This is a genomic window from Mesorhizobium salmacidum (SeqCode) (assembly GCF_037179605.1).
GTDB classification, from domain to species: Bacteria; Pseudomonadota; Alphaproteobacteria; order Rhizobiales; family Rhizobiaceae; genus Mesorhizobium; species Mesorhizobium salmacidum.
Genome location: NZ_JAPYKS010000019.1, coordinates 74,304 through 94,782 on the forward strand (window position 1 = coordinate 74,304; position 20,479 = coordinate 94,782).

At 64.8% G+C, this 20,479-nt stretch carries 22 protein-coding genes; 15 read left to right on the forward strand and 7 right to left on the reverse strand.

Annotation, left to right across the window (positions count from 1 at the left end):
• Positions 1 to 246 precede the first annotated feature (246 nt).
• Both O7A60_RS23665 and O7A60_RS23670 read left to right on the forward strand, forming a co-directional pair.
• Positions 247 to 1,416, forward strand: coding sequence for a glycosyltransferase (locus O7A60_RS23665; RefSeq protein ID WP_337108235.1), 1,170 nt, complete (start codon positions 247 to 249; stop codon positions 1,414 to 1,416).
• Positions 1,413 to 2,681: a glycoside hydrolase family 5 protein gene (locus O7A60_RS23670; RefSeq protein ID WP_337108236.1), complete on the forward strand. Its 1,269-nt coding sequence runs from the start codon at positions 1,413 to 1,415 to the stop codon at positions 2,679 to 2,681. The genes O7A60_RS23665 and O7A60_RS23670 overlap by 4 nt, the downstream gene beginning before the upstream one ends.
• 8 nt (positions 2,682 to 2,689) lie before the next feature.
• Here the strand turns inward: O7A60_RS23670 and O7A60_RS23675 are convergent, their stop codons facing one another.
• Together O7A60_RS23675 and O7A60_RS23680 are read right to left on the reverse strand one after the other, a co-directional pair.
• Positions 2,690 to 4,036, reverse strand: coding sequence for a VpsF family polysaccharide biosynthesis protein (locus tag O7A60_RS23675; RefSeq protein ID WP_337108237.1), 1,347 nt, complete (start codon positions 4,034 to 4,036; stop codon positions 2,690 to 2,692).
• 1 nt (position 4,037) lies between these two features.
• Complete coding sequence (locus O7A60_RS23680) at positions 4,038 to 6,182, reverse strand: GumC family protein (RefSeq protein WP_337108238.1); 2,145 nt, start codon at positions 6,180 to 6,182, stop codon at positions 4,038 to 4,040.
• Between the two features lie 283 nt (positions 6,183 to 6,465).
• On the opposite strand from O7A60_RS23680, the gene O7A60_RS23685 reads away from it, so the two are divergent.
• The 7 genes from O7A60_RS23685 (at position 6,466) to O7A60_RS23715 (ending at position 12,929) form a co-directional block, all read left to right on the forward strand.
• A complete protein-coding gene (locus O7A60_RS23685) occupies positions 6,466 to 7,989 on the forward strand; it encodes a glucosamine inositolphosphorylceramide transferase family protein (protein WP_337108239.1) in 1,524 nt (507 codons plus the stop codon).
• A gap of 98 nt (positions 7,990 to 8,087) precedes the next feature.
• The gene (locus tag O7A60_RS23690) at positions 8,088 to 9,296 is read left to right on the forward strand and encodes an NAD(P)/FAD-dependent oxidoreductase (protein WP_337108240.1); all 1,209 of its coding nucleotides are present in this window, start codon (positions 8,088 to 8,090) and stop codon (positions 9,294 to 9,296) included.
• A 205-nt stretch (positions 9,297 to 9,501) separates the two neighbouring features.
• Positions 9,502 to 9,705 carry a hypothetical protein gene (locus O7A60_RS23695; RefSeq protein WP_140508552.1) on the forward strand — a complete coding sequence of 68 codons (204 nt, stop codon included), beginning with the start codon at positions 9,502 to 9,504 and terminating at the stop codon, positions 9,703 to 9,705.
• A 66-nt stretch (positions 9,706 to 9,771) separates the two neighbouring features.
• Complete coding sequence (locus tag O7A60_RS23700; RefSeq protein ID WP_140508676.1) at positions 9,772 to 9,966, forward strand: hypothetical protein; 195 nt, start codon at positions 9,772 to 9,774, stop codon at positions 9,964 to 9,966.
• Positions 9,967 to 10,317: 351 nt separating this feature from the next.
• On the forward strand, positions 10,318 to 11,349 hold the full coding sequence (locus O7A60_RS23705; protein WP_337108241.1) for a hydroxyacid dehydrogenase: 1,032 nt from the start codon (positions 10,318 to 10,320) through the stop codon (positions 11,347 to 11,349).
• Positions 11,350 to 11,544: 195 nt separating this feature from the next.
• Positions 11,545 to 11,922: a hypothetical protein gene (locus O7A60_RS23710; protein ID WP_337108242.1), complete on the forward strand. Its 378-nt coding sequence runs from the start codon at positions 11,545 to 11,547 to the stop codon at positions 11,920 to 11,922.
• 332 nt (positions 11,923 to 12,254) lie between these two features.
• Positions 12,255 to 12,929 (forward strand): GntR family transcriptional regulator, encoded by a 675-nt coding sequence (locus O7A60_RS23715; RefSeq protein WP_337108243.1) that lies wholly within the window; start codon positions 12,255 to 12,257, stop codon positions 12,927 to 12,929.
• 48 nt (positions 12,930 to 12,977) lie between these two features.
• Here O7A60_RS23715 and O7A60_RS23720 read toward each other — a convergent pair whose 3' ends face one another.
• On the reverse strand, positions 12,978 to 13,979 hold the full coding sequence (locus O7A60_RS23720; protein ID WP_337108244.1) for an NADP-dependent oxidoreductase: 1,002 nt from the start codon (positions 13,977 to 13,979) through the stop codon (positions 12,978 to 12,980).
• Between the two features lie 154 nt (positions 13,980 to 14,133).
• Between O7A60_RS23720 and O7A60_RS23725 the strand changes: the two genes are divergently transcribed.
• The 3 genes from O7A60_RS23725 (at position 14,134) to O7A60_RS23735 (ending at position 15,949) form a co-directional block, all read left to right on the forward strand.
• The gene (locus O7A60_RS23725; RefSeq protein WP_337108245.1) at positions 14,134 to 14,769 is read left to right on the forward strand and encodes a TetR/AcrR family transcriptional regulator; all 636 of its coding nucleotides are present in this window, start codon (positions 14,134 to 14,136) and stop codon (positions 14,767 to 14,769) included.
• Positions 14,770 to 15,111: 342 nt separating this feature from the next.
• Positions 15,112 to 15,414: a hypothetical protein gene (locus O7A60_RS23730; RefSeq protein WP_337108281.1), complete on the forward strand. Its 303-nt coding sequence runs from the start codon at positions 15,112 to 15,114 to the stop codon at positions 15,412 to 15,414.
• A 199-nt stretch (positions 15,415 to 15,613) separates the two neighbouring features.
• Complete coding sequence (locus tag O7A60_RS23735) at positions 15,614 to 15,949, forward strand: hypothetical protein (protein WP_027144208.1); 336 nt, start codon at positions 15,614 to 15,616, stop codon at positions 15,947 to 15,949.
• Between the two features lie 82 nt (positions 15,950 to 16,031).
• Here O7A60_RS23735 and O7A60_RS23740 read toward each other — a convergent pair whose 3' ends face one another.
• From O7A60_RS23740 to O7A60_RS23750, 3 genes are all read right to left on the reverse strand, one after another.
• Positions 16,032 to 16,625 (reverse strand): DUF6456 domain-containing protein, encoded by a 594-nt coding sequence (locus O7A60_RS23740; RefSeq protein WP_337108246.1) that lies wholly within the window; start codon positions 16,623 to 16,625, stop codon positions 16,032 to 16,034.
• 80 nt (positions 16,626 to 16,705) lie between these two features.
• On the reverse strand, positions 16,706 to 17,011 hold the full coding sequence (locus O7A60_RS23745; RefSeq protein ID WP_337108247.1) for a hypothetical protein: 306 nt from the start codon (positions 17,009 to 17,011) through the stop codon (positions 16,706 to 16,708).
• Positions 16,932 to 17,582, reverse strand: a complete 651-nt coding sequence (locus O7A60_RS23750) for a YdaU family protein (protein ID WP_337108248.1) — start codon at positions 17,580 to 17,582, stop codon at positions 16,932 to 16,934. Before O7A60_RS23750 ends, O7A60_RS23745 begins: the two co-directional genes overlap by 80 nt.
• 92 nt (positions 17,583 to 17,674) lie before the next feature.
• On the opposite strand from O7A60_RS23750, the gene O7A60_RS23755 reads away from it, so the two are divergent.
• Positions 17,675 to 17,956, forward strand: a complete 282-nt coding sequence (locus O7A60_RS23755; protein ID WP_140508531.1) for a DUF982 domain-containing protein — start codon at positions 17,675 to 17,677, stop codon at positions 17,954 to 17,956.
• Positions 17,957 to 18,049: 93 nt separating this feature from the next.
• A complete protein-coding gene (locus O7A60_RS23760; protein ID WP_032935350.1) occupies positions 18,050 to 18,358 on the forward strand; it encodes a DUF982 domain-containing protein in 309 nt (102 codons plus the stop codon).
• A gap of 115 nt (positions 18,359 to 18,473) precedes the next feature.
• On the opposite strand, the gene O7A60_RS23765 is transcribed toward O7A60_RS23760, so the two are convergent.
• Positions 18,474 to 19,109: a GcrA cell cycle regulator gene (locus tag O7A60_RS23765; protein WP_337108249.1), complete on the reverse strand. Its 636-nt coding sequence runs from the start codon at positions 19,107 to 19,109 to the stop codon at positions 18,474 to 18,476.
• Positions 19,110 to 19,693: 584 nt separating this feature from the next.
• On the opposite strand from O7A60_RS23765, the gene O7A60_RS23770 reads away from it, so the two are divergent.
• Positions 19,694 to 20,389, forward strand: coding sequence for an XRE family transcriptional regulator (locus O7A60_RS23770; RefSeq protein ID WP_027144203.1), 696 nt, complete (start codon positions 19,694 to 19,696; stop codon positions 20,387 to 20,389).
• The last annotated feature ends 90 nt before the right edge of the window (positions 20,390 to 20,479 follow it).

A 20,479-nucleotide genomic window follows, 5' to 3' on the forward strand; every position in this document is an offset into this window, starting at 1 on the left:
AAGGATCATGCCGGCCCTGACTTGACCGTCTGCTGGTCGCCAGGTCGCGGCATTGCCTTGTTTCGATACACATACGCCGGGATAGTTGACCGATAGTGAAACAACTCCGGCCGCTGGAAGAAATATTTTACATCCCGGTGCCATAATGGGCGGAACTGAGTCTGGCATGGATATCGCTGGACTGTGGTTTCCAGACGAGACGGCCCGCGCATTGCGGAGCGAGCGGATTTGAAAGCGCCACCAGCCATGAAACCGGAAACGCCCACCATCCTGATCCTCGGGACGCGCGGCATTCCCGCCGCCCATGGCGGCTTTGAAACCTTCGCCGAGAAGGTGGCGCTGTTTCTTGCCGGGCGCGGCTGGAAGGTCGGCGTCTACTGCCAGGATGAAGTCGAGCGGGTCGACCAGAGGGTGCGCGTCGACACCTGGAAAGGCATCGAGCTCATCCATGTCCAGGTCGCCTCGAAGGGCCCGCGCGCGACGCTGGAATTCGACTGGCAATGCGTGCTCGACGCTGCCCGTCGGCCCGGTGTCTGCCTGGTGCTCGGCTATAATGGCGCGGTCTTCCTGACCTGGCTGAGGCTGATGCGGCGCAAGATCATCACCAACATGGACGGCATCGAGTGGCGCCGGCCCAAATGGGGTGTGGCGGCGCGCACATGGTTCTGGCTCAACGAGTGGATCGGCGCCTGGGCCTCGCACCGTCTGGTCGCCGACCACCCCGTGATCGCGGAACACCTTGCGACGCGCCGGCCGCGCAGCGCCATAGCCACCATCACCTATGGCGCCGACCCCGTGACATCGGCACCGGAGGCGCCGGTGCGCGCGCTCGGCCTCGAGCCCGGCAAATATCTGATCTCGATCGCGCGCATCGAGCCCGACAACAGCATCCTGCCCATCGTCGAGGCCTTCTGCAGCCAGAAGCGCGACATGAAGCTGGTGGTTCTGGGCACGCTTTCCGACCAGATCCCTTATCATGTCGCCGTTCGCAAGGCGGCGAACGCCTCGGTGGTGTTGCCCGGCGCCATTTACGATCAGGCGGCGGTGAAGGCGCTGCGTTTTCACGCGCGCGCCTATCTGCATGGCCACACGGTCGGCGGCACCAACCCGTCGCTGGTCGAGGCGCTGGCCGCCGGCAACATGGTGATCGCCCACGACAACCCCTACAACCGATGGACCGCGAGTGCGGCCGCCATCTATTTCACCGATGCGCGGAGCTGCGCTGAGCGGATGCGGCAGGCGATGGAGGATGACGCCCTGGTCAGGACCTGTGGCGAGGCCGCAAGGGCCCGCGCCAACGAAGCCTTTCGCTGGGACGACATCCTGCTTGCCTATGAAAGCGAAGCCTATCGGCTTCTGGGTGTGCCCGCCGCTGCGGCCATGCCGGTCGATCGCCCCTCGCCCGGCGCCGTATGACAGGTTGGTCGCGACGGCGGCTGCTGAGGACCGCGCTGTCGACGGCGCTGGTGCCCGCCACGGCGGCACTTTCGACCGCAGCGCCCGCGCTGGCCGCCACTGGCGAATGGCGCTTTCGCCGCGGCGTCAATGCCTGGCCCTGGTTCGCGCTGACACGCGAATTTCCGGCGCCGCGCACCGATTATGACTGGCCGCCCTTCCAGTCGCAGCGGCCGGTGCCGACACCGGACGACCTTCGCCGGCTGCGCCGGACCGGGCTCGATTTCATCCGCCTGCCCGTCGATCCCGGCCCCTTCCTGGCCGCCGACGCCGCCACGCGTGCAAAATTGCTGACGATGCTGGACGATGCTGTGGCGGCCGTCATCGATGCCGGTCTGGGCATCATCGTCAACGTGCAGGCCAACGGCGCCACCCATTACTGGACTCCCGACCGCATGGTCTCCAGCACCGCCGCGCCGGAATTCGAAGCCTATCGCGCGCTGGTCGGCACGCTTGCCGGCAGGCAGCAGCGGTTCGCACAGGGCATGGTGGCGCTGGAACCCGTCAACGAGCCGCCGCAATCCTGCTCCTCCAATGTCTGGTCGAACGTTCAGGCGGCCCTTTTGACGGCGGCCAGGGCATCATCCCGGACCTTGCCGCTTGTCGTCACCGGCGGCTGCGGCTCGATGGTGAGCGGGCTCGCCGCGCTCGATCCGGAACCGCTGGCGGCCTTCGAGCCGATCCTCTTCACCTTCCATTTCTACGAACCCTATCTGTTCAGCCATCAGGGCGCGCCCTGGATGCGCGAGCCCGTCTACCGCGCGCTCAACAACGTGCCATGGCCGGCCTCCGCCGGCTCGTTGGAACAGACGCTGGCCTCTGTCAGGGCGCGCATGGCTCAGGACACCAAGACCTCCGAAGCGGACAAGCAGGCCGCCTATGCCGAGACCGAACGCGTGCTGAAGGTCTATTTCGACGCCAGGCCCGACCGCTGGTTCATCGACAAATATCTGAGCCAGGCGCGCGATTGGGCCGACAGCCACGGCATCGCGCCGCAGCGCGTCATCATGGGCGAATTCGGCGCGCTGCGCACCGACGCCCGCTACGTCGCCGCCCCGAACCCCGACCGCGCCCGCTACATATCAGATGTCAGGCAGAGCGCCGAGGCATCAGGCTTTCCCTGGGCCTTCTGGGACCTCTTCGACGGCATGGGCATGATGGACGACACGACGCGGGCGCTCGACCCTGCGATGGTGGATGCGCTGGGGTTGAGGATGCCGGAGTAGAGAGAGCGCTACACTCGCGGCGCTTGCGCCGGGCGTCGTACCCCCACCCTCACCGGCCGGTACAGCGCCAGCGCGATCACCACGAACTTGGTCATCAGCGTCGTCTTGGACGCCAGGCTTTCGGAGGTGTTGAGCAGGATCAGCCAGCCCAGCATCGTCAGCCAGATGCCGGGATGGCAGCGGCGCGCCACTTCGTGCATGAACAGTGCGAAGCCCAGAAACAACAGCAGGGTGAAGAAAGCGCCCTGATAGAGGAGCAGGCGGATGATCGGGTTCTCGATGCCCTGTTCGAGGCCGTTGATGCGGCGCAGGCTTTCGATGAGATCGATATCGGGCCCAACGATCAGGTCGCGCAGTTCGAAATGCTTGAAGAGCTCGAACATTTCGACGCGGGCATTGGCGCTGCCGCTGTCCGACACGAAGCGTTCCAGCAGCGCGTCGAAGAATCCGTAGGAGAACAGCATGGCGAGCACGACTGGCAGCAGCGAGGCGAGCATGACCGCAAGGGCGGCACCCGGCAGGCTGATGCGTCCTCGCCGCAGATAAGCGACGCCGCTGAAAAGCAGATAGATGCCGCCGAGCGCGATCGTCGTCACCATCGCCGAGCGCCCGCCGAACACGACCAGCGCCGCGCATTGCAGGCCGATCAGCCCGAGCCGCAGCGGCATGGACAGCGATCGCGAACCCGAAAGCAGCGCCAGCACGTAGATCGAGGTGATCGTGGCGTTGGACAGCGGATGCCCCTGAAGCGCCGTCGAGCGCAGGTCGTTCATGAACACCACGCCGTCGAGCCGGTAGGGAAAGACCAGCGTCTTGGTGGCGAACTCGAACAGCGCCAGCAGCGCGTTCACCGTCATCACCGCGTGCACCACCGTTTGCATGCGGGCGAATATCTTTTCATCGGCCTCGGCCAGCATCATCACCAGCAGCGCCGGCGCCGCGAACGTGTCGATCATCCCGGCCATGCCGGGGCGCTGCCTGATGATGACGATGACCAGCAGCATGATCGACATGATGGCCAGCAGCGCGCTCGCCGGCCGCCTGTCGGCGATGGCCAGCGTGTAGCCGACCGGGTTGCCGAACGTGCAGGCCCGCCAGGCAAACATCAGCACGAGCAGATAGGTGGAAGGGTGGATCTTGGTCGCCGGATTGCCGGTCAGCCCGTCGTAATTGTAGCCCACCAGCCACAGCATGCCGCCCGAGATGCTGAACAGCAACGCCACCACCGCAACCAGGCCATAGCCGGTCACCCAGTCGAGTGAATTGCCGGTGCGGCGCGCGGTCGCTGCATGACCCTGGCTGGCCCAGCCGGCTGCCGGAGTGGCGGACCGGGCGGCACCCCGAATGGCAGACATGTCAGGCCGCCTCGTCGACCAGCAAGGCGCCGGTCGGCAACCGCCCCATGACGGAAATGGCTTGCGAGGCCGCCGTGACATCGCGCATCGGCGTCGCGTTCAGCGTGGCGACAAGCACGATCTCGTCGACCATGGCGACCAGCGGCGAGGCGTTGAGATTGTCGGCCAGCGCGCCGCCGTCGACGATGACGAGTTCGAAATTGCGGCTCGCCTGGGCCAGCATGTGCTGCGTGTAGTAGACGCCCTGCGCCTCGGAGAAGGCAGCCTTTGGCCGCCCCTTGCCGAGAACCGCGACGTTGCTGCCGGGCACGTATTGGCTCAGCGCCTCGAAGGCATATTCGCCGCGCAGCACGTCGAGCAGGCCGGGCTGCGGTTCCTTCTGGCCCTTGCCGGCATTGGTGTCGATGAACAGGACACGGCTGCCCCTGGCAGCCGCAGCGTTGGCCAGCAGGCGCGCCACCCGGCCCCGTTGCGCGGCATCTTCCGGTGCCGACGTCAGCAGGATGGACGGCACCAGCGGCCAGTCCGGCGGACGCCGGCTGGAGGAGAACAGGCGCCTCAACGCCAGGCCGGCGACGGCGTCCATCCTCTGTCCGGCCTGCGCGGCGGCGCCGCCGAAAGGCCACCAGCGGCGGCGCGCCGATTTTGCCGGCAGCACGCCCACCACGGGCGCGTCGATCGCCGATTGCATCTGCCCGCTGGAAAGCACCGTCGGCGATGAATATTCCGCGATCAGCGCCATGCCGGTGCCGAGCCCCAGCCCGCCGAAGAACGCGCCGAATACCAGCAGCAACAGCGGCGGCCAGCTCTTCTTCAGGGCCGGCATGGCGTCGGAGATGATGCGCGCATTGGTGCTGTCGACATTGACCTGCTCGCGCGTTTCCTGCGCCCGCTGCAGGTAGGTGGCGTAGACCGAGCGCACCGCCTCGAGATCGCGCTGCAGTTCGCGCAGCTTGACCGAGGCCTGGTCGGTGTCGAGCGACTTGCTCTTCATGCCCGCGACCTTGGCCTCCAGCGCCTGCTGGTTGGCCAGTGCCCGCTCATAGTCGGTTTCGGCGGCGGCGCCGATGCGGCCGAGTTCGCGCGCGATGAGCGCGCGCGTGTCGCGCAATTGCTGCTGGGCCGCCATCATCGAGGGATGGCGCGGCCCGAGTTCCGTGCCGAGCTGCGAGACCTGGTCGACGAGCGTCGCCTCCTGTGCCCGCAGGCTCGAAATCACCGCCGAGCGCATCGCTTCCGAGGTCGCGTCCGGTGCGCCGCCGGACCGGCGCAACTGGTCGACCTGCGCCTTCAGCGTCGCGGTGCGGCTTTGCGCGGCCGCTAGCTGCGTGTTGATCTCGGTCAGTTCCTGGTCGCTGACCAGATTGCCCGCGGCCATCACCATGTTGTTGGCGGACTTGTAGGCCTCGACCGCATTCTCGGCCCGCTGGACGCGCTTGCGCTGCTCTTCCAGCCGCGCGGTGATGGAGTCGGAAGCGTCCGTGGCCATCTTCGCGCGCGCGGCGGCCTGGTCGGCCAGGTAGGCCTGCGCGATGGCATTGGCGAGCTTCGCCGCCTTGTCGGCGCTCTTGGCGGTGACGATCACGTCGAGGACCAGCACCTTGTCGGCCCGCTTGACCGCCAGCCGCCGGCGCAGTGCATCGAGCGTCGTCCCCGTCTTGTCGGTTTCGCCCGTCTTGTCGGTCTCGGTCGACTCCGAGCCCAGCACGCCGCCGAGCAAACGGCTCAACAACCCACCTTGCCCGTTGAATTCCGGATCCTCGGTCAGGTTGGTCGCCGCGATAGCCCTGAGCAGCACGCCGCTCGACTGGACGACGGCAACCTGGCTTTCCACCATGGTGATGCCGCCATCGGGCGGAACCCGGCTCGGATTGACGTCGTTGGTGACCACCTGCAGGTCTTGCGGATCGACGATGATCTCCGCCACCGAGCTGTAGAGCGCCGGCGTGAACAGTCCATAGAGCAGCGCTGCAAGGGTCAGCAGTGCGGCTGTGGCGAGGATCAGGAAACGGCGGCGCACCAATATACGCTTCAGGTCACCCAGCTCGACGGACGAGGATGGATACGACGCGCCCGGAGGTGGCTCCGGCGCATATTGCACCTGCGGACCGTGTTGTTGCGGCAACGAGAGCAGGGATGATTGCAACGGTCGCTCCGACAACACTCCATATGCCTCAAAAGACTAAATTGCGGCTTCAGCCTAGCTATTACTCCAACTGTTAAAACACTATTAATTATGTTGGGAGCTCTTCTGATTTTTGGCACGGAGTTTGCGTAGCAAAGGCACGGGCCGTGTTGACAGGGCGCAAGCGAGCGGGAAACGAATGGAAATGGAGCAACATCTCCCTCCAGTCCGACCGTCGCCCACCTATCGTGCCCAAAAATCGAACGCCGGCCGTTACCGAAAATCAGAATTCTAGGGGTGCGACATGCAGGTCAGCCTGCGCCTGGACAGCGACTGCCTCCGTGCTTTTCACCTGCTGCTGCTGCAGCGCCTGGCCGCGCTCGCCGATGTCGAGGTCAGCGTCGACGCATGCCCGGCCGGGACCGGCATTCCAGGCAGCATAGCCGCGCTGTTCCAGCTTGAAACGGTCATCCACGGCTTGCCCGCGGATGGGTTGGCCAAGCGCCTGCCGCTGTCGGCGCTGGCACCCTTCCAAACGCGGACGCCCGTCTCGCCGGACCTCGTGCTCGACCTCTGCGGGGACGTGCAAGTGGAGGGAACACGCGTCTGGCGTTTGACCTATGACGGCGCCTGCGGCGAAGCCGCCCTGCTGGCGTCGATCCTCGATGGCCGGACCCCGCTGGCCCGCGTCGAGGAGAATGGTGCCGTCGTCGCCGAAGGACGGCTGGGCACCGAATATGGCGGCATCGCGCTTGCCGCCTTCCAGGACATGCTGGCGCGCACGGCAAGCCTGATCCTGGCGGCGGTGACGGGTGCCGCACGCGGCGCCCTGCCCGTCCTGCCCGAGCCGATGGACGGTAGGGGTGCGCCGTCGCTGCCCTCGGCCGGCAAGCTCGGAGTCAGGGCGGGCAAGGCGCTGGCGCGGCGCATCGTCCAGAAGATCTACCATCTCTGCTACAATGCCCCGCACTGGAAGGTCGGCTGGCGCGAGACCGGAGGGCGGGATCTGTTCGACCTGCGCGCACATCCGGCATCGGGTTGGCAAGAGCTGCCCGACGACGGCAGCCGCTTCTACGCCGATCCGTTCCCGATCCTTTGCCAGGGACAGGTAACCCTGTTCGTCGAGGACTATATCCACCGTCTGGGCCGAGCCATCATCTCCGCCGTGCCGTTCGGCCCGTCGGGGCCGATCGGCCGCCCGGAGCCGGTGCTCGACCTGCCCTATCACCTGTCCTACCCCTTCGTCTTCGAGCGCGACGGCGAGGTCTGGATGGTGCCGGAAAGCTGCGCCAACCGCACGGTGGATCTCTACCGCGCCACCGCCTTCCCCGGCGGATGGGTCAAGGAAGCGACGCTGCTGTCCGATATCGTCGCCAGCGACGCCACCTTGGTCGAGCATGGTGGCTCGTGGTGGATGTTTGCCACCGTCCGGGACGGTGAAGGCACCGCCCGGGACGGAGGCGGCGCTTTCTCCGACGCGCTGCATCTGTGGTCGGCGCCGGACTTTCGCGGCCCCTGGACGCCGCATCCCAAGAATCCGGTGCTGATCGATATCGCCTCGGCGCGGCCGGCCGGACGCATGGTGGAGCGCGGCGGCCAGTTGCTGCGCCCGGTGCAGGACTGCCGCAGGAGCTACGGCGGCGCCCTTGGCATCGCACGCGTCACTCACCTTGATTTGAACGGCATGGACCAGCGTGTCGAGACGATCTTAACCCCTGGCGCGCTATGGAGCGGGCGTAAGCTGCACACGCTCAACGAGGCGGGCGGCCTGGAGTTCATCGATGGCTCGGCGATCGCGCCGCGCTGGAAACAGAAGCGGCGACCGTAGTTAACCTAAACATTTGTTACTACCAGCCACCCGCGCTGGTTGCTTGAGGTTGATACGGCCCGGAAGATATTTTCCACCACACTTTGTGGAGACAGAAGATGACTGGCATGAAGGGCAGCGAGATGACCACCGTCGAGGCTGTCCCGGCCGAAGTGGACGTGGCGATCGTTGGCGCCGGAATGGCCGGCACCACGCTGGCCACCGCCTTGGGAAAAGCCGGCCGCAAGGTGGCGCTGATCGACCCGCACCGGATCCATCACGACGAGTTCCGGGCCGAGAAAATCGGTACCGACCAGATACGGCTGTTCGAGAAGCTCGGCCTAGACAAAACGATCATGCATCTCGTCACACCGTTTGACGACATTCACGTCTTCCGCCTCGGCCAGTTGTTCGCGCGTGAGCGCAGGCCCGAATACGCATTTTCCTATGGCGCGCTGATCAACGGGCTTCGTGACGCCCTTCCCCCGCAAGTGCCGCTAACGGTCGGCAAGGTCGTCGAGGTCTCGACCGGACCGGACCGGCAGCGCCTGGTGCTGAGCGACGGCAGCGTCATCATTGCCCGCCTGCTGGTGGTCGCCACCGGCTACGGCGAAGCGGTGCGGCGCGCCATCGGCGTCGAACGCATCGAGCAATCGAAAGCCCATTCGCTGTCGATGGGTTTCGACCTCGCCGTCTCCCAGCTCGACTGCGGCTTTCGGGCCGTCACCTGCTACGGCAGGCGGGCCAGCGACCGCGTAGCCTACATCAGCATCTTCCCTCTCGGCGACAAGATGCGGGCCAACATGTTCGTCTATCGCACCGTGGCCGATCAATGGACGAGGGATTTCCGGGCCGATTCGCAAAAGATGCTTTGCGAGCTGATGCCCGAAATATCGGCGCAATGCGGCAACTTCGCTCTCGCAAGTCCCGTCGAGGTCCGGCAGGTCAATCTGACCACGACGCAAGGCCACCGTCGCGACGGGGTCGTCTTCATTGGCGACGCGTTCTGTACGACATGCCCGACGCCGGGCGTCGGCATAGGGCGGGTCATGATCGACGTCGATCAGCTCCATTCCGTCCACATTCCACGCTGGCTGGAAACACCAGGCATGGCGGCTGACAAGATCGGCACCTTCTATGACGATCCGGTCAAGGTAGCTTCCGATGAGGCAGGCATGCGTGTGAGCGTATATGCCAAGCGGATCACCACCGAAACCGGACTGGAATGGCGCGCGCGGCGCCTGCGCAACAACATGGCACGCCGGCTGGTGATCATCGGCCGCAAGGTGCGCCATTTGGGACTGCGGCGGGAGCCGGGCATAGCATGAGGGCCTCCCGCCCTCTATCGTCAGAAGGCGCTTCCCTGGTGCTGTCCCAAAGACAGCACCTCTACCTTGTCCCTCCCTTGCGGCGGACGGGGAGCGCCGGAGCGCTTCCCCAGGACAATTACAAGCGCTGAAAAAAAGCAAATCCAGTGCCGTTCAGCCGGAACCAGCGGCGCGCAGACAGGTTATGCCCGCAGGAGATCCTGTCATGGTCAAGAACATCGACCGAGCGTTGCAGGATGCCATTCTGGCGATGCGCATCCTTCGCAAATCCATCATTGATCATGGGCACATGGAAGCCATGGCCGAATTTGACGGCTTGATGAGCGTGACCATATCCGAGGCCGAGCGCCAACTCACCAGCTGGCAGACCGGTCATCGCGCCGAGCGATCAGGCCAGGCAAAATCCTGACGCGATCGCTCGCAGCCGGCATCCGGCGGAACCTTGCCGCACACGATTGGTTTTATGGAATGCGACATGCCGCCGGAGAACGAAGTGGCCCGATTGGTCGACAAGAAAAAGCTTGAGAGAGCGGATCGCGAGTCGCGGATCATCCTCGACGCCGAACGGCAGGCCCGCGACGCAAAGACAGCCCGCCTTCGCAAGCAGCGGCTGTCCGCCGAGCCAAGCGGCGAGGAACAGAAGCCCGCACCGCCGAAGCCGCGGGGGTGATGGCGTGCTTTTCCCAAAGCAAACGGCGCGACCGGTCGCGCCTTTGTCACGGCTAGCGAATGCCTTCAGGTCAGCGTTACCGAAACTACAACGGCGGCAGTGACGGCCGAAAGCCGTTCGCGCTTCCGCCAGCTTGGCTTCTCGTATTTCTTCATCAGCTATTCCCCCTTGTTGGATACCGCAGAGAAGACCGGCTTTGCCGCAATGTCAATCGTGCCGGGACGGCTCTCTGATTTGAGCGAAACGCTCCTGCGCCGAGTAAATCGGTCTACCGTGCTTTTTTAAATCCGCTAGTCCGGGATAGATTTAGGACCGAGAAAGCGCCACAAGCCGTTTCGGGAGGAGCTTGCCATGTCAGAGACCGCCTTGCCGCTGGTCATCAGCGCGCCCGAGCCGCGCACGCTCGAGCTGATCTTCACGCCGCCGCAGCTGGCGCGGCTCAAGGCGCATTACCGCATCGTCGAGACGACGCCGGACGGCGTGGCGCGACTGCCGGCCGAGGTGCTGGCCGAGGCCCGCTACATCGTCGGCCAACCGCCGATCTCGCCGGAGACGCTTGAAGCAATGACGGCGCTGCGCTGCGTCTTCAATGTCGAGAGCAATCTCCTCGACAACATGCCCTATGAAACGCTTTTTTCGCGCGGCATCCATGTCGTCACGACGGGCCTGGTCTTCGCCGAGCCGGTGGCCGAACTCGGCCTGGCCATGGCGCTCAACCTTGCCCGCGGCATCGTCGACGCCGACCTCGCTTTCCGCCAGGGGCAGGAACTATGGGGCGGCGACGGCAACCAGACGGCGCGGCTGCTTTCGGGCGCCGATGTCGGCATCATCGGCTTCGGCGATCTCGGCCGCGCGCTCAACCGCCTGCTGTCGGGCTTCCGCACCCGCACGAAGGTGTTCGACCCCTGGCTGCCGCCGTCGATCCTCAGCGAGAATGGCGTCGAGCCGGCCTCGCTGGACGAGGTGCTGTCGCAAAGCGACTTCGTTTTCGTCGTCGCCTCGGTGACCTCGGAGAACCAGGGCTTTCTGGGCGCCGATGCTTTCGCCAGCATGCGCAAGGGCGCTGCCTTCATCCTGCTCAGCCGTGCCGGCGTGGTCGACTTCCCCGCCTTGATGGCGGCGGTGAAGAGTGGCCATATCCTCGCCGCCAGCGACGTCTTCCCCGAAGAGCCGCTGGCGGGCGACCATCCCGTGCGCACGCTGCCCGGCTTCCTGCGCTCCGCCCACCGCGCCGGCGCCCTCGACATCGCCTTCAAGCGCATGGGCGACATGGTGCTGGAAGACATGGACCTGATCGATCGCGGCCTGCCGCCGCTGCGCTCCAAACGCGCCGAGCGCGAGACAGTGTCGAGGATGCGCTCGAAGCCGTCGGACAGGAACTGATGCATGTCGCCCAGGGGCTGACATGGTCGTCGGGACATTACACCCGACCAAAGCGGGCGTCGCCGTTGCGCACGCCTGCGCTGTTCGGGCCGGTCCGTTCAATACTCCGCCGAGCTTCCCCTCGTACCAAATCGTACGTGAATCCCCTTTGAGATACCCCTTCGGAGGAGTAAATTAGTCCTGAGGGAGGTAGCGATGGTTGAAAGCCATATAGACATGGCGCAGGCAGCTATCGAAGCCAGCTTCCTGTTACGGCATCGTTCCATTGCTGGAAAAGCCGCCTTTCGCCGCGATTTGGACCATTCCCGGCGCGCGATCGCGCAATCACGCGAGCTTCTGGAACGGCTTCGCCGCCGCCATCGCGATGACACCGGCCAAGCCTGGGAAGACGCGGCTCCCGTTGCCGTCTCCGCGTTCGATGCCGACATTCTCCGCGCTGTATTTCGAGATTTGGTCAGGGAAGCGAACCTGCCCGAGTGTCAATGGCGCGATCTGGCCAAAAACCTGGTGTCCGAGTTTACCGGCTACGAGCGGGTCGAGACCGGCTTGATAGAATGGCTCATTCACAAATAGGCCGACGCTTTTGGAAGCGTGAGACTGTCGGCGGTTGCCGCGGATAGCTGCACCTCCGCAAGGCCCGTTCCCCCCGGGGTAAGCTTCCTGTTGTGATGGAACGATCGCGCCGCCGGCAGGTTTTGCAAATGGCCGGGCGGTGGGAAGCCCGGCGTACTCCAGAAGGCCCGTCACGAGTCGCGTCGGTGGCGGGCCTTTCCCTGTCGGCCCGCAAGCAGCGAACAAAGGGATGGAGCATCCTGTTTTCGCCGGAAATGCTCTAGAGTGGCTTGCGGCCAATGAGAAATTGGCCGGGGTCAATCCTCATTGGCCGGACCAACAAGAGGGTCGCGATGCTCAACACGGTCGACTATGGCGGCAAGGAAGCCGATATCGTCCACGCGCTGGAGGAAGACATCATCTTCGGCCGGCTGGCGCCCGGCACGCGCCTGGTCGAGGACGTGCTTCTGGCCCGTTTCCCGGTCTCGCGCCACACCATCCGCCAGGCCCTCTACCAGTTGGAAAGGCTCGGCGTCGCCACGCGCGAGCGCAACAAGGGCGCCATGGTGCGCCGGCTCGCGCCCGAGGAGGTCCGCCAGATCTACGAGGTGCGCGAGATGCTGCAGCGCCAGGCCGCGCTGATGATCCGCCTGCCGGCGAGCGACGCGTTGATCGGCGAATTGACCGAGATCCACCACGTCTACAGCGCCCATGTCGACGCCGGCTATCTCAGAGGCATCCACGAGGCCAATGACCGTTTCCACCTCACCATGTTCTCGGCCTGCGGCAATGCCTATCTGGTGTCCTCGATCGAGCACTATATGCGCCTCAGCCTGCCGGTACGGGCCAATTCGCTGGCCGACCGGGACAAGCTCGACATCTCGCGCCAGCACCACCTGATGATGATCGAGGCGCTGAAACGCAGCGACAATTGGGTGCTGGCGCAGCTCTGCGTCGACCATCTGCAGCCGAGCAAGGTTTTTTATCTTCAGGAGATCGAGACAGGGCCGGCGGTTAGCGCCGGCTAGCGAACCGGCCGTCGCCGCGACATTGGGTCCTGCGGCTCCCGGCCATCCTTATCTGACCTTCACGACCACCTTGCCCTTGGCACGCCCCGTTTCGACATAGGCCAAGGCTTCGTTGGTCTGTTCGAACGGAAAAGTCCGGTCCATGACGGGACGTATGACGCCGGTTTCGATGAGCGACGTGATCCGGCTCAGCTGGTCGCCCTGCGCCCACATGAACAGGAAGGAATAGTCCACACCGGCGCGTTTGGCCTTGCGGCGTATGCCGAGACTGAGCAGCCGCAGCACCAGCTTCAGCACGACGTTGAGGCCTTGCTTCCTGGCGAACCCGGGATCCGGCGGACCGGAAATGGATATCAGCTTGCCGCCCGGCTTCAGCACGCGCAGCGATTTTTCGAGCGTCTTGGCATCCTGGCTGTTCACGATGACGTCGTAGCCCTGCAGGACCTTCTCGAAATCGTCCCTACGATAGTCGACGACGACATCGGCGCCGAGACTTTTCACTAGGCCCATGTTCGCCGCGCTCGCCGTTGTCGCAACCGTCGCGCCGAGATGCTTCGCCAGTTGGATGGCAAACGTGCCCACCCCGCCGGAGCCGGCCTGGATAAAGACCTTCTGGCCTTTCCTCAGCCCTGCCCTTTCGACCAGCACCTGCCAGGCGGTCAGACCAACCAGGGGAATGGAAGCGGCTTCCTCCATGCTGAGGTTTTTTGGCTTCAGGGCGACGTCGGCCTCATCCATGGCGATGAATTCGGCGAATGTCCCGATCCGTCCGTCGCGCGGCCTCGCATAGACTTCGTCGCCGGCTTTGAACTTGCGGACCTTCGATCCGGCCCGCACGACAATGCCGGCCACGTCATGGCCAAGGACGAAGGGTGGCCGATAAGGCACAATGAGTTTGAACTCCCCGTCCCGGAGCTTTGAATCCAGAAGGTTCACGCCGGCGGCGTGGACCTCGACCAGGACATCATTGTCTCGCAATTCCGGTTCAGGCATGTCGGCGAGCCGCAGCGCGCCTTTCTTCGCATATTTGTCGGCGACAAAGGCTTTCATCATATTCGCTCTTTCACGATCGCGGTCTTTCCCGAATGCGCTTTCATTTTGAGGCTCCGGAGCCCGTCAGGGCTAGCTTTCTTCCAAGCGTTGAATTATGTTCGTAATATCAGATTATGATCATAATTCAATAGAGGCTTGGGAAGGACAGGACATGCGTTACGAAAAGGGCCGGAAGGACGCATCGCGCAGCCGGATCATGGAGGTCGCCACACAGCGGTTCCGGGGCGATGGCATCGCCGCCTCGGGACTGGCAAGCATCATGAGCGACGCCGGGCTGACCAACGGCGCCTTCTATCCGCACTTTCCCTCCAAGGCGGCACTTGTCCGGGAATGCGTGGCGGCGGCGCTGGAGGGTCAGTCGGGTCAGATCGCGCAGGCGCTGGCCTCCGGCGGCCTGGCAACGGCCGTAGATGCCTATCTGTCGGCGCAGCACCGCGACAATCCGGGCACGGGCTGCGCTTCCGCCGCCCTGTTGCCGGAAATCGCGCGGGAGCAGCCGGAAACGCGACAACTCTACACCGAACGCTTGATGACTTTGGTGCGCCAGGTGTCGGCCGCTCTCCCGCCGCATACAAGCGATCCGGAGGCGGTGGCATTCGGTATCTTCGCGACGCTCATCGGCGCGCTTCAACTGGCCCGCGCGGTGGAGGGTGCGGACCTGTCGGATCGCATCCTGGCGGCCGGAGCGGATGCGGCACGGTCGATGGCGCAGCCGCGCGGGGGCGCCGGGCAGGAGCCGGCTGAGACCGGCGTAACCATCGCTGCGAAAACAGAGAGGGAGCGCTGAAACGTTCCGCGAGCCGGCCCCGTTGCTGCGTGATCGCCTCCCGGGCGAGACCCTCCAATCAATGCCCCGCTGGCTCGCCGGCGGGCCTTTTTTTGCCGAGCCGAGACCGCCTCCGGAACCATCCGCAAATCGCGAAACTGGGAGAAGGTTGGCGAAGATAACAAAATCCTGGACCGCTCTGCCCTGCGTTCGAATTTCTCGAACGTTTAGGATTTTCTGGAATATGTTTTGGCTTGTTTGAGCAATTTTGACCTGACAATCCGGAACTTCCGGGCAAACTGTTTCGTTAAAAAGCTTGATCGTTGCTTCGACGGTCACAAAGCAACAGGGAAGGACCCCACGATGAACATCAAGATGATCTGTCTTGGCGCGATGGCGCTTTCAATGGTCACCGGTTCGGCTCTCGCGGGATCCAGCAAGGGAACGTCCGCTCTCGATGATCCTGCCAAGATGAAGCCGTTCTACACGGACTCCGGCATGAAAACGATGGTCAGCAACGACGCCTTCACGAGAGCCTGGAAGGCGCTGACGCCCGAAGACCAGACGGCGATGAGAACCGCCTGCGCTGACGAGGTCAAGAACGCCAACCCCACCAACACGCATCCGGAATTCTGCAGCAGCGTGAAATTGATTGGCGGCAGCTGACAACGAGTCGCGGCCATGGAGACAGCCCCGCTAGCGGGGTTGTCTTTTTTGTGACCGCCGACAGGTGCGGCCAGGCACCGCCCAGCGGCAGGTGCTTTCGCCGCCACGGTACACCGCTCGAACCATCGATTCAGCGATTTATGGGAACAGGGCTGCGACCTCAGCGTTTATTAGACACACCTTGAAAGAGGAGGTTGTCATGAAAAAACTCTTGCTCGCTTCTGTGATCGCGGTTGCTTCGGCGGTGGCGGTGATGGCCCCGGCAAATGCCGCCAGCATCACGCTCGGCATCGGGAACGGCTATGATGACGATTATTACGTTCCCAGACATCGCGACTACTATGGGGACTATTACCGCGACTACTCCGACTATGGCCCCTATTACGGCCGTCACCACTACCGTTACAGCATGTACGATAACGGCTATCGGCCGCGCTATTACGGCATGCACAGTCGTCGCTGCCACACCGAGGTGGTGAAGCACTGGCGTCATCACCACCGGATCATCGAAAGAGTGCGTGTCTGCCGCTATTGACCGTTCAAATTGATCTGGCCGGCATGCCGTCGGCCGGATCAATCATAGCCGTTGCAGAAGCATTCGGCGGTGTGGGACCACCTCACCGCCCCATCATCATCCCATAATGCACGGCCAGCAGGTCGAGTCCCACCTTCAGCAGCTTCGTCACCACGTCGCGTCCGTCGCCATCCTGCTCGGCCACGGTCTTCACCGGCTGTTCCAGGCACACGACCTTCTGCACGATCGCCGCCACGTCCCAATGCCCGAGCGCCCGTGTCGCGGCGGCATGCGCGCGGCCGGCGTTGAGCACGCTATCGGCGATGCCGCCGCCGATGCGACCGCCGTCGACGCGCTCCGTCCAGCGCATCGGCTTGATATCAGCCCGCTGGCTGGACTGGAAATGCTCGCGGTAGCGCAGGCCGGCCTCGCGCTGCTGCCGCGATAGCGAGGTGATGCCCAGGAGCGGGTCGACATTGCGCACCCGTACGATGCCGCCGGTGGAAGTGTGGCCGTCATTCGACACCTCGTAGACGCGCCGCGCCTCGGCCGTGCCTGATGTCAGCCGCTTGCGGCCGAAGGCATCGTCCTTCAGCGCGAAATCATGGCCGACCTCGCGGCGGATGCGCACCTGCTCGGCCTCGCCCCTCGGCAGTTTCGGCGCCTGCGGCCTGGCGGCTTTGGTTTTCTTGGGCATGGATGTGGCTCCTGTTGGGGGTCGGGTGTGTTTCCTTGGAAGGTCGCGATCCTTCGCGCCGACCTGTCGATCGAAACTCCTCATCGCTTCGCCAGCTTTGCGGCCGCCTCCACGCCGCGCCGCGCCAGCAGCTCCCGCATCAAGCGCCGCTCGCGCACTTCGATGCAGAGCTGCGCGCTCGAAGGGCAGAACTGCGCGTTGCCGCTCTTCACCTCGCCGCGCACGAAGCGCTGGATGGCGGCCTGCAAGTCACCCAACTCGGCATCGCTGACGGCCCCGAGATAGCCGCGCAGCTGCATCTCGACATCAGTCAGGGCGGATTGCGGGAAGCAGGAGAACATTGCCGCCAGCGCCTTCGTCGCCTGCTGCAGTTCGGCCGTGGTCATATCCGCGGATCTCCTCGATGATGGCGTTGGCGGCGTCGCTGTGGGTCTTCGGCCTGATCCAGCCCTGCGGTTTTTGGGGGCCGCGCGATCCCGACGTCGCCTCACCCCCAATCGAAGTCCCCGGTCTTTCGCGCGCCTCGCGCGCTGAAAAAGCGGGAGCTTTTTCCATCTGGTTTCTGGATTCTGGAGAATGCCGCATCAAAACATCGGCATTTGCCCCGGCATGTGCCTTTGTTTTCAAGGCGGTGGCGGCTCCGCCGCGCGCGCCCGCGGCCGCCCTCGCCTCGCTCTTGAGCCGCGCCTTGCTCAGCTCCTTCGTCAGCCTTTTGTGGCCGATCTCGCCGCTCTCGCGCTCGAAGAAGGCCAGCAGCTCGGCGCTGATCGCCCGCCATCGTTTCAACGGCAGCCGCGCCACGCGCGCCAGCCTGGCATCATCGTCGGGCAAGCCGCCGCCGGCATTCCACATTGCCATCAGCAGCAGCATGTAGGCGCCGATCTGCTCGGTGGAGAGCTGCAGCGTGTCGCCGACGAAATCAGAGACGTAGAGCTGCATGAAGGGCCGTTCGCTCATGCCGCGCTCCACGCCGTGCTTCCAGCCGCGCTGATGGAACCAGCCGCCGGTCCGCACGTTATGACGCGTTCCTGCGAACGGGAGGACCGCCCATGACGGCTTTCATGCCGGTGACCCTGCGTTTTTGCGACAACAAGACCATGCTGGTCGGCTCGGTGGCCGATGCGGCAACGGCGCTTCGTCACCAATGGCCCGACAAGACCGCGCCGGCCTATCTCGAGGCGGCTCGGCTCATCCGGCTCGCGGTCGAGGGTACTTGCTGCCCGCGCCCCGCCTTCGAGGCCTTTCGAGAGGCGGCAAGGCAACAAGGCATATTGGTAGCCAAGCCAAGAAGCCGCGCGCATGAGTGGCTCGACGCCGCGGCGAGCCCCTGAGAGGGCGGCGATGCAACCGCTTGCCGGCCTTGTGCGTTTATGAGCGTCGGCTTGAATGCCGCGCCTGGACCGAAGGTGAACGCCGTGGGTACAATGAAAACCGGAGTACCGCTCAAAGTGTCCCTGGACGGACATGTCGAGGAGATCGAAAACGTCAGCGATGCCGCCGATTTCCTGCAGCGTTGGCCGATCGAGCGGCGGGGCCACGTCTATCGTAGCGCGCTCAACGCCTGCAGCGCGGCCATCGCGGCGCAGATCTCGCAGTCCGATGCGATAAAAGTGTTCACCGGCTTTGCTCGCGTTGCCGGCATCCTGGTTGCCGGCGGCGGCCCGGCGACGGTGCTGGAGCAACGAACGGTGCAGAGCCGCCTGCCCAAACAGGGCCGCCAGATACCGAAATAGCGGTGCGGCGCGATAGCTGTTCAAAGCAATTCTCCCAATATTTCGCGGCGATCGGGACTGGCGATGGCACGCAGGAGCGACTTTCTCCCCGTAAACTGGAAGTAGGGACCAAGCTTCAACCGGCTTCGCAAACACGGCGCTGGAAGCGCGCCTGATGATAGGTGCAGTAGCTTTTCATGGCCCTGGTGCGCATGCCGCAGCACAGCATGTCCTGGCCCGGCCGCCCGCCGGGCGCACCATTTTGAGGGTCTTCCTCCAGCGACAGGTCGAGCGGCGCTCGGCAGCGGCTGAACAGGCAGTCGATGAAGCGCATGGCCACGCCATGCGGCTGTCGGCCGATGGGACCACGTGGCGGTGCGGGTACCTTGAAACGGTAGGTTTCCCCATCGGCGATCAGCACGCCCGCCTCGCGCTGGAAAAGCCGTGGCCGAACGACAGAAGGAGCCCGCTTCGGCCGCGCGGCGGGTTTGGCCGGCTGCAGCGCGGCCCCGGCACGTTCGATTGTGGTTTCCGCCTTGGCGGCGCGGCGCGCTGCCTTGGCCGTCGCCGCACCGGCCGCCGGCAGGCCCTTGCCATTGGCAAAGCCGATCGCGCCCAGCATGCCGTTGCGGTGGACGATGCCGATAATGGCGTTGCGCGATACGCGCGCGCCACGCTGTGCGCTGAACGCGGCCGCGATCCTCGATGCCGAAAGCCCGTCCTTCAGCCAAGCGGCAATCGCCTGCAATTCGCTGTCGCTGTAGCCTGCCATGTCCGTCTCCATTGCGCGGCCAGCGGCCGCCGCGCACGGCACCGTCAGGCAAGCGTCGGGTTCGCCCGCAGACGCGATGGGCGCTGCCGGGCTTGGTCTGGCCTGTCGGCCGCTGGGATTGCCGTGGAAGGGCTGCTGTCAGCCCCGGCGGTCGGTCGGCGCGGCGAGGCGCGCAAACCGCGCCCGCGCCATGTCCCTGTCAGGGGCGGCGACCGCCCTGCCCGTCTTGGGCTCGTCAGGGGATGACGGTGCCGTCCTGGGTGCGGATCAGGGAACAACCTGCGGCCGGGTAGAATGGCGGGCCGGAGCCGCGGGGAGCGGCGGCTCCGGCCGTTCCGGCCGCCAGTGACGGGCGGACCGGGCGCGAGGCCGATGCACCAAGGCAATCGGCTTCGCGCTGCGCCCCGGCCGGGGAGGAGGCGGCCGGGGCGGAAGAGAAAGGGCAGCCCGGCAAGGCCGGGCTGGAGGCGCTGTCGACTCTGAGGGGGTTGAGCTTTTGCATGAGGTGATATAAGCATAACTCAAACATTGATGCAAGCCATTCTTTCATGGACGAAAGCAGGGCTTGTTGGTCACATGAGGCCATGGTGAAAACGCAACTTTCGATCAGGGTCGGGGCCGCGATCCGCCAGGCACGCAAGCAGCGCGGCCTGGTCATGCGCCACATCGCCGAGCACAACGACACCGATGTCGCCGCCGTCGGCAACTGGGAAACCGGGCGCAACCTGCCCAAGACCGAGAACCTGTTGAAGACCGCCGCCTTCCTGCGCGTCGACCCCGTGGCGCTCGGCAAGGGCGAGGTCGTTTTCCTTGACGATGCCGGCCCGGTGGCGGACGCCGAGATCGTCACCGATGCCGGCCCCCTGCCGGCCGGAGCCATGGATATTCCGGTGCTCGGCGCCGCCGTCGGCGGCGATGACGGCGACTTCACCTTCAACGGCGAGCCTGCGGGATACGTCCAGCGTCCGCCAGGGGTCCGCAACCTGCCGAAAGTGTTCGCGCTGCATGTGCTCTCGGATTCCATGGTGCCGCGCTACGAGCCCGGCGACATGATCTATTGCGGCGGCCGCGACGCGGTGCCGGGCGACCATGTGGTGATCGAGACCTTTCCGGAAGAGAACGAGAAGAACGGCAAGGCCTTCATCAAGAAACTGGTCCGGCGCACGGCGGGCGAGCTGGTGGTCGAACAATACAATCCGCCCAAGACGCTGACCTTCAACCGCTACGCCATCAAGCAAGTCTGGCGCGTCATCCCGCTGAAGGAACTGCTGGGGTATTGAGGCTCGCCATGTGCCAAGCCGCCAGCTCACTAGCGGCAGTTCGCGAAAAAGCGTATGATTAAGTCACACATCAAATTTGCTTCGGGAAAC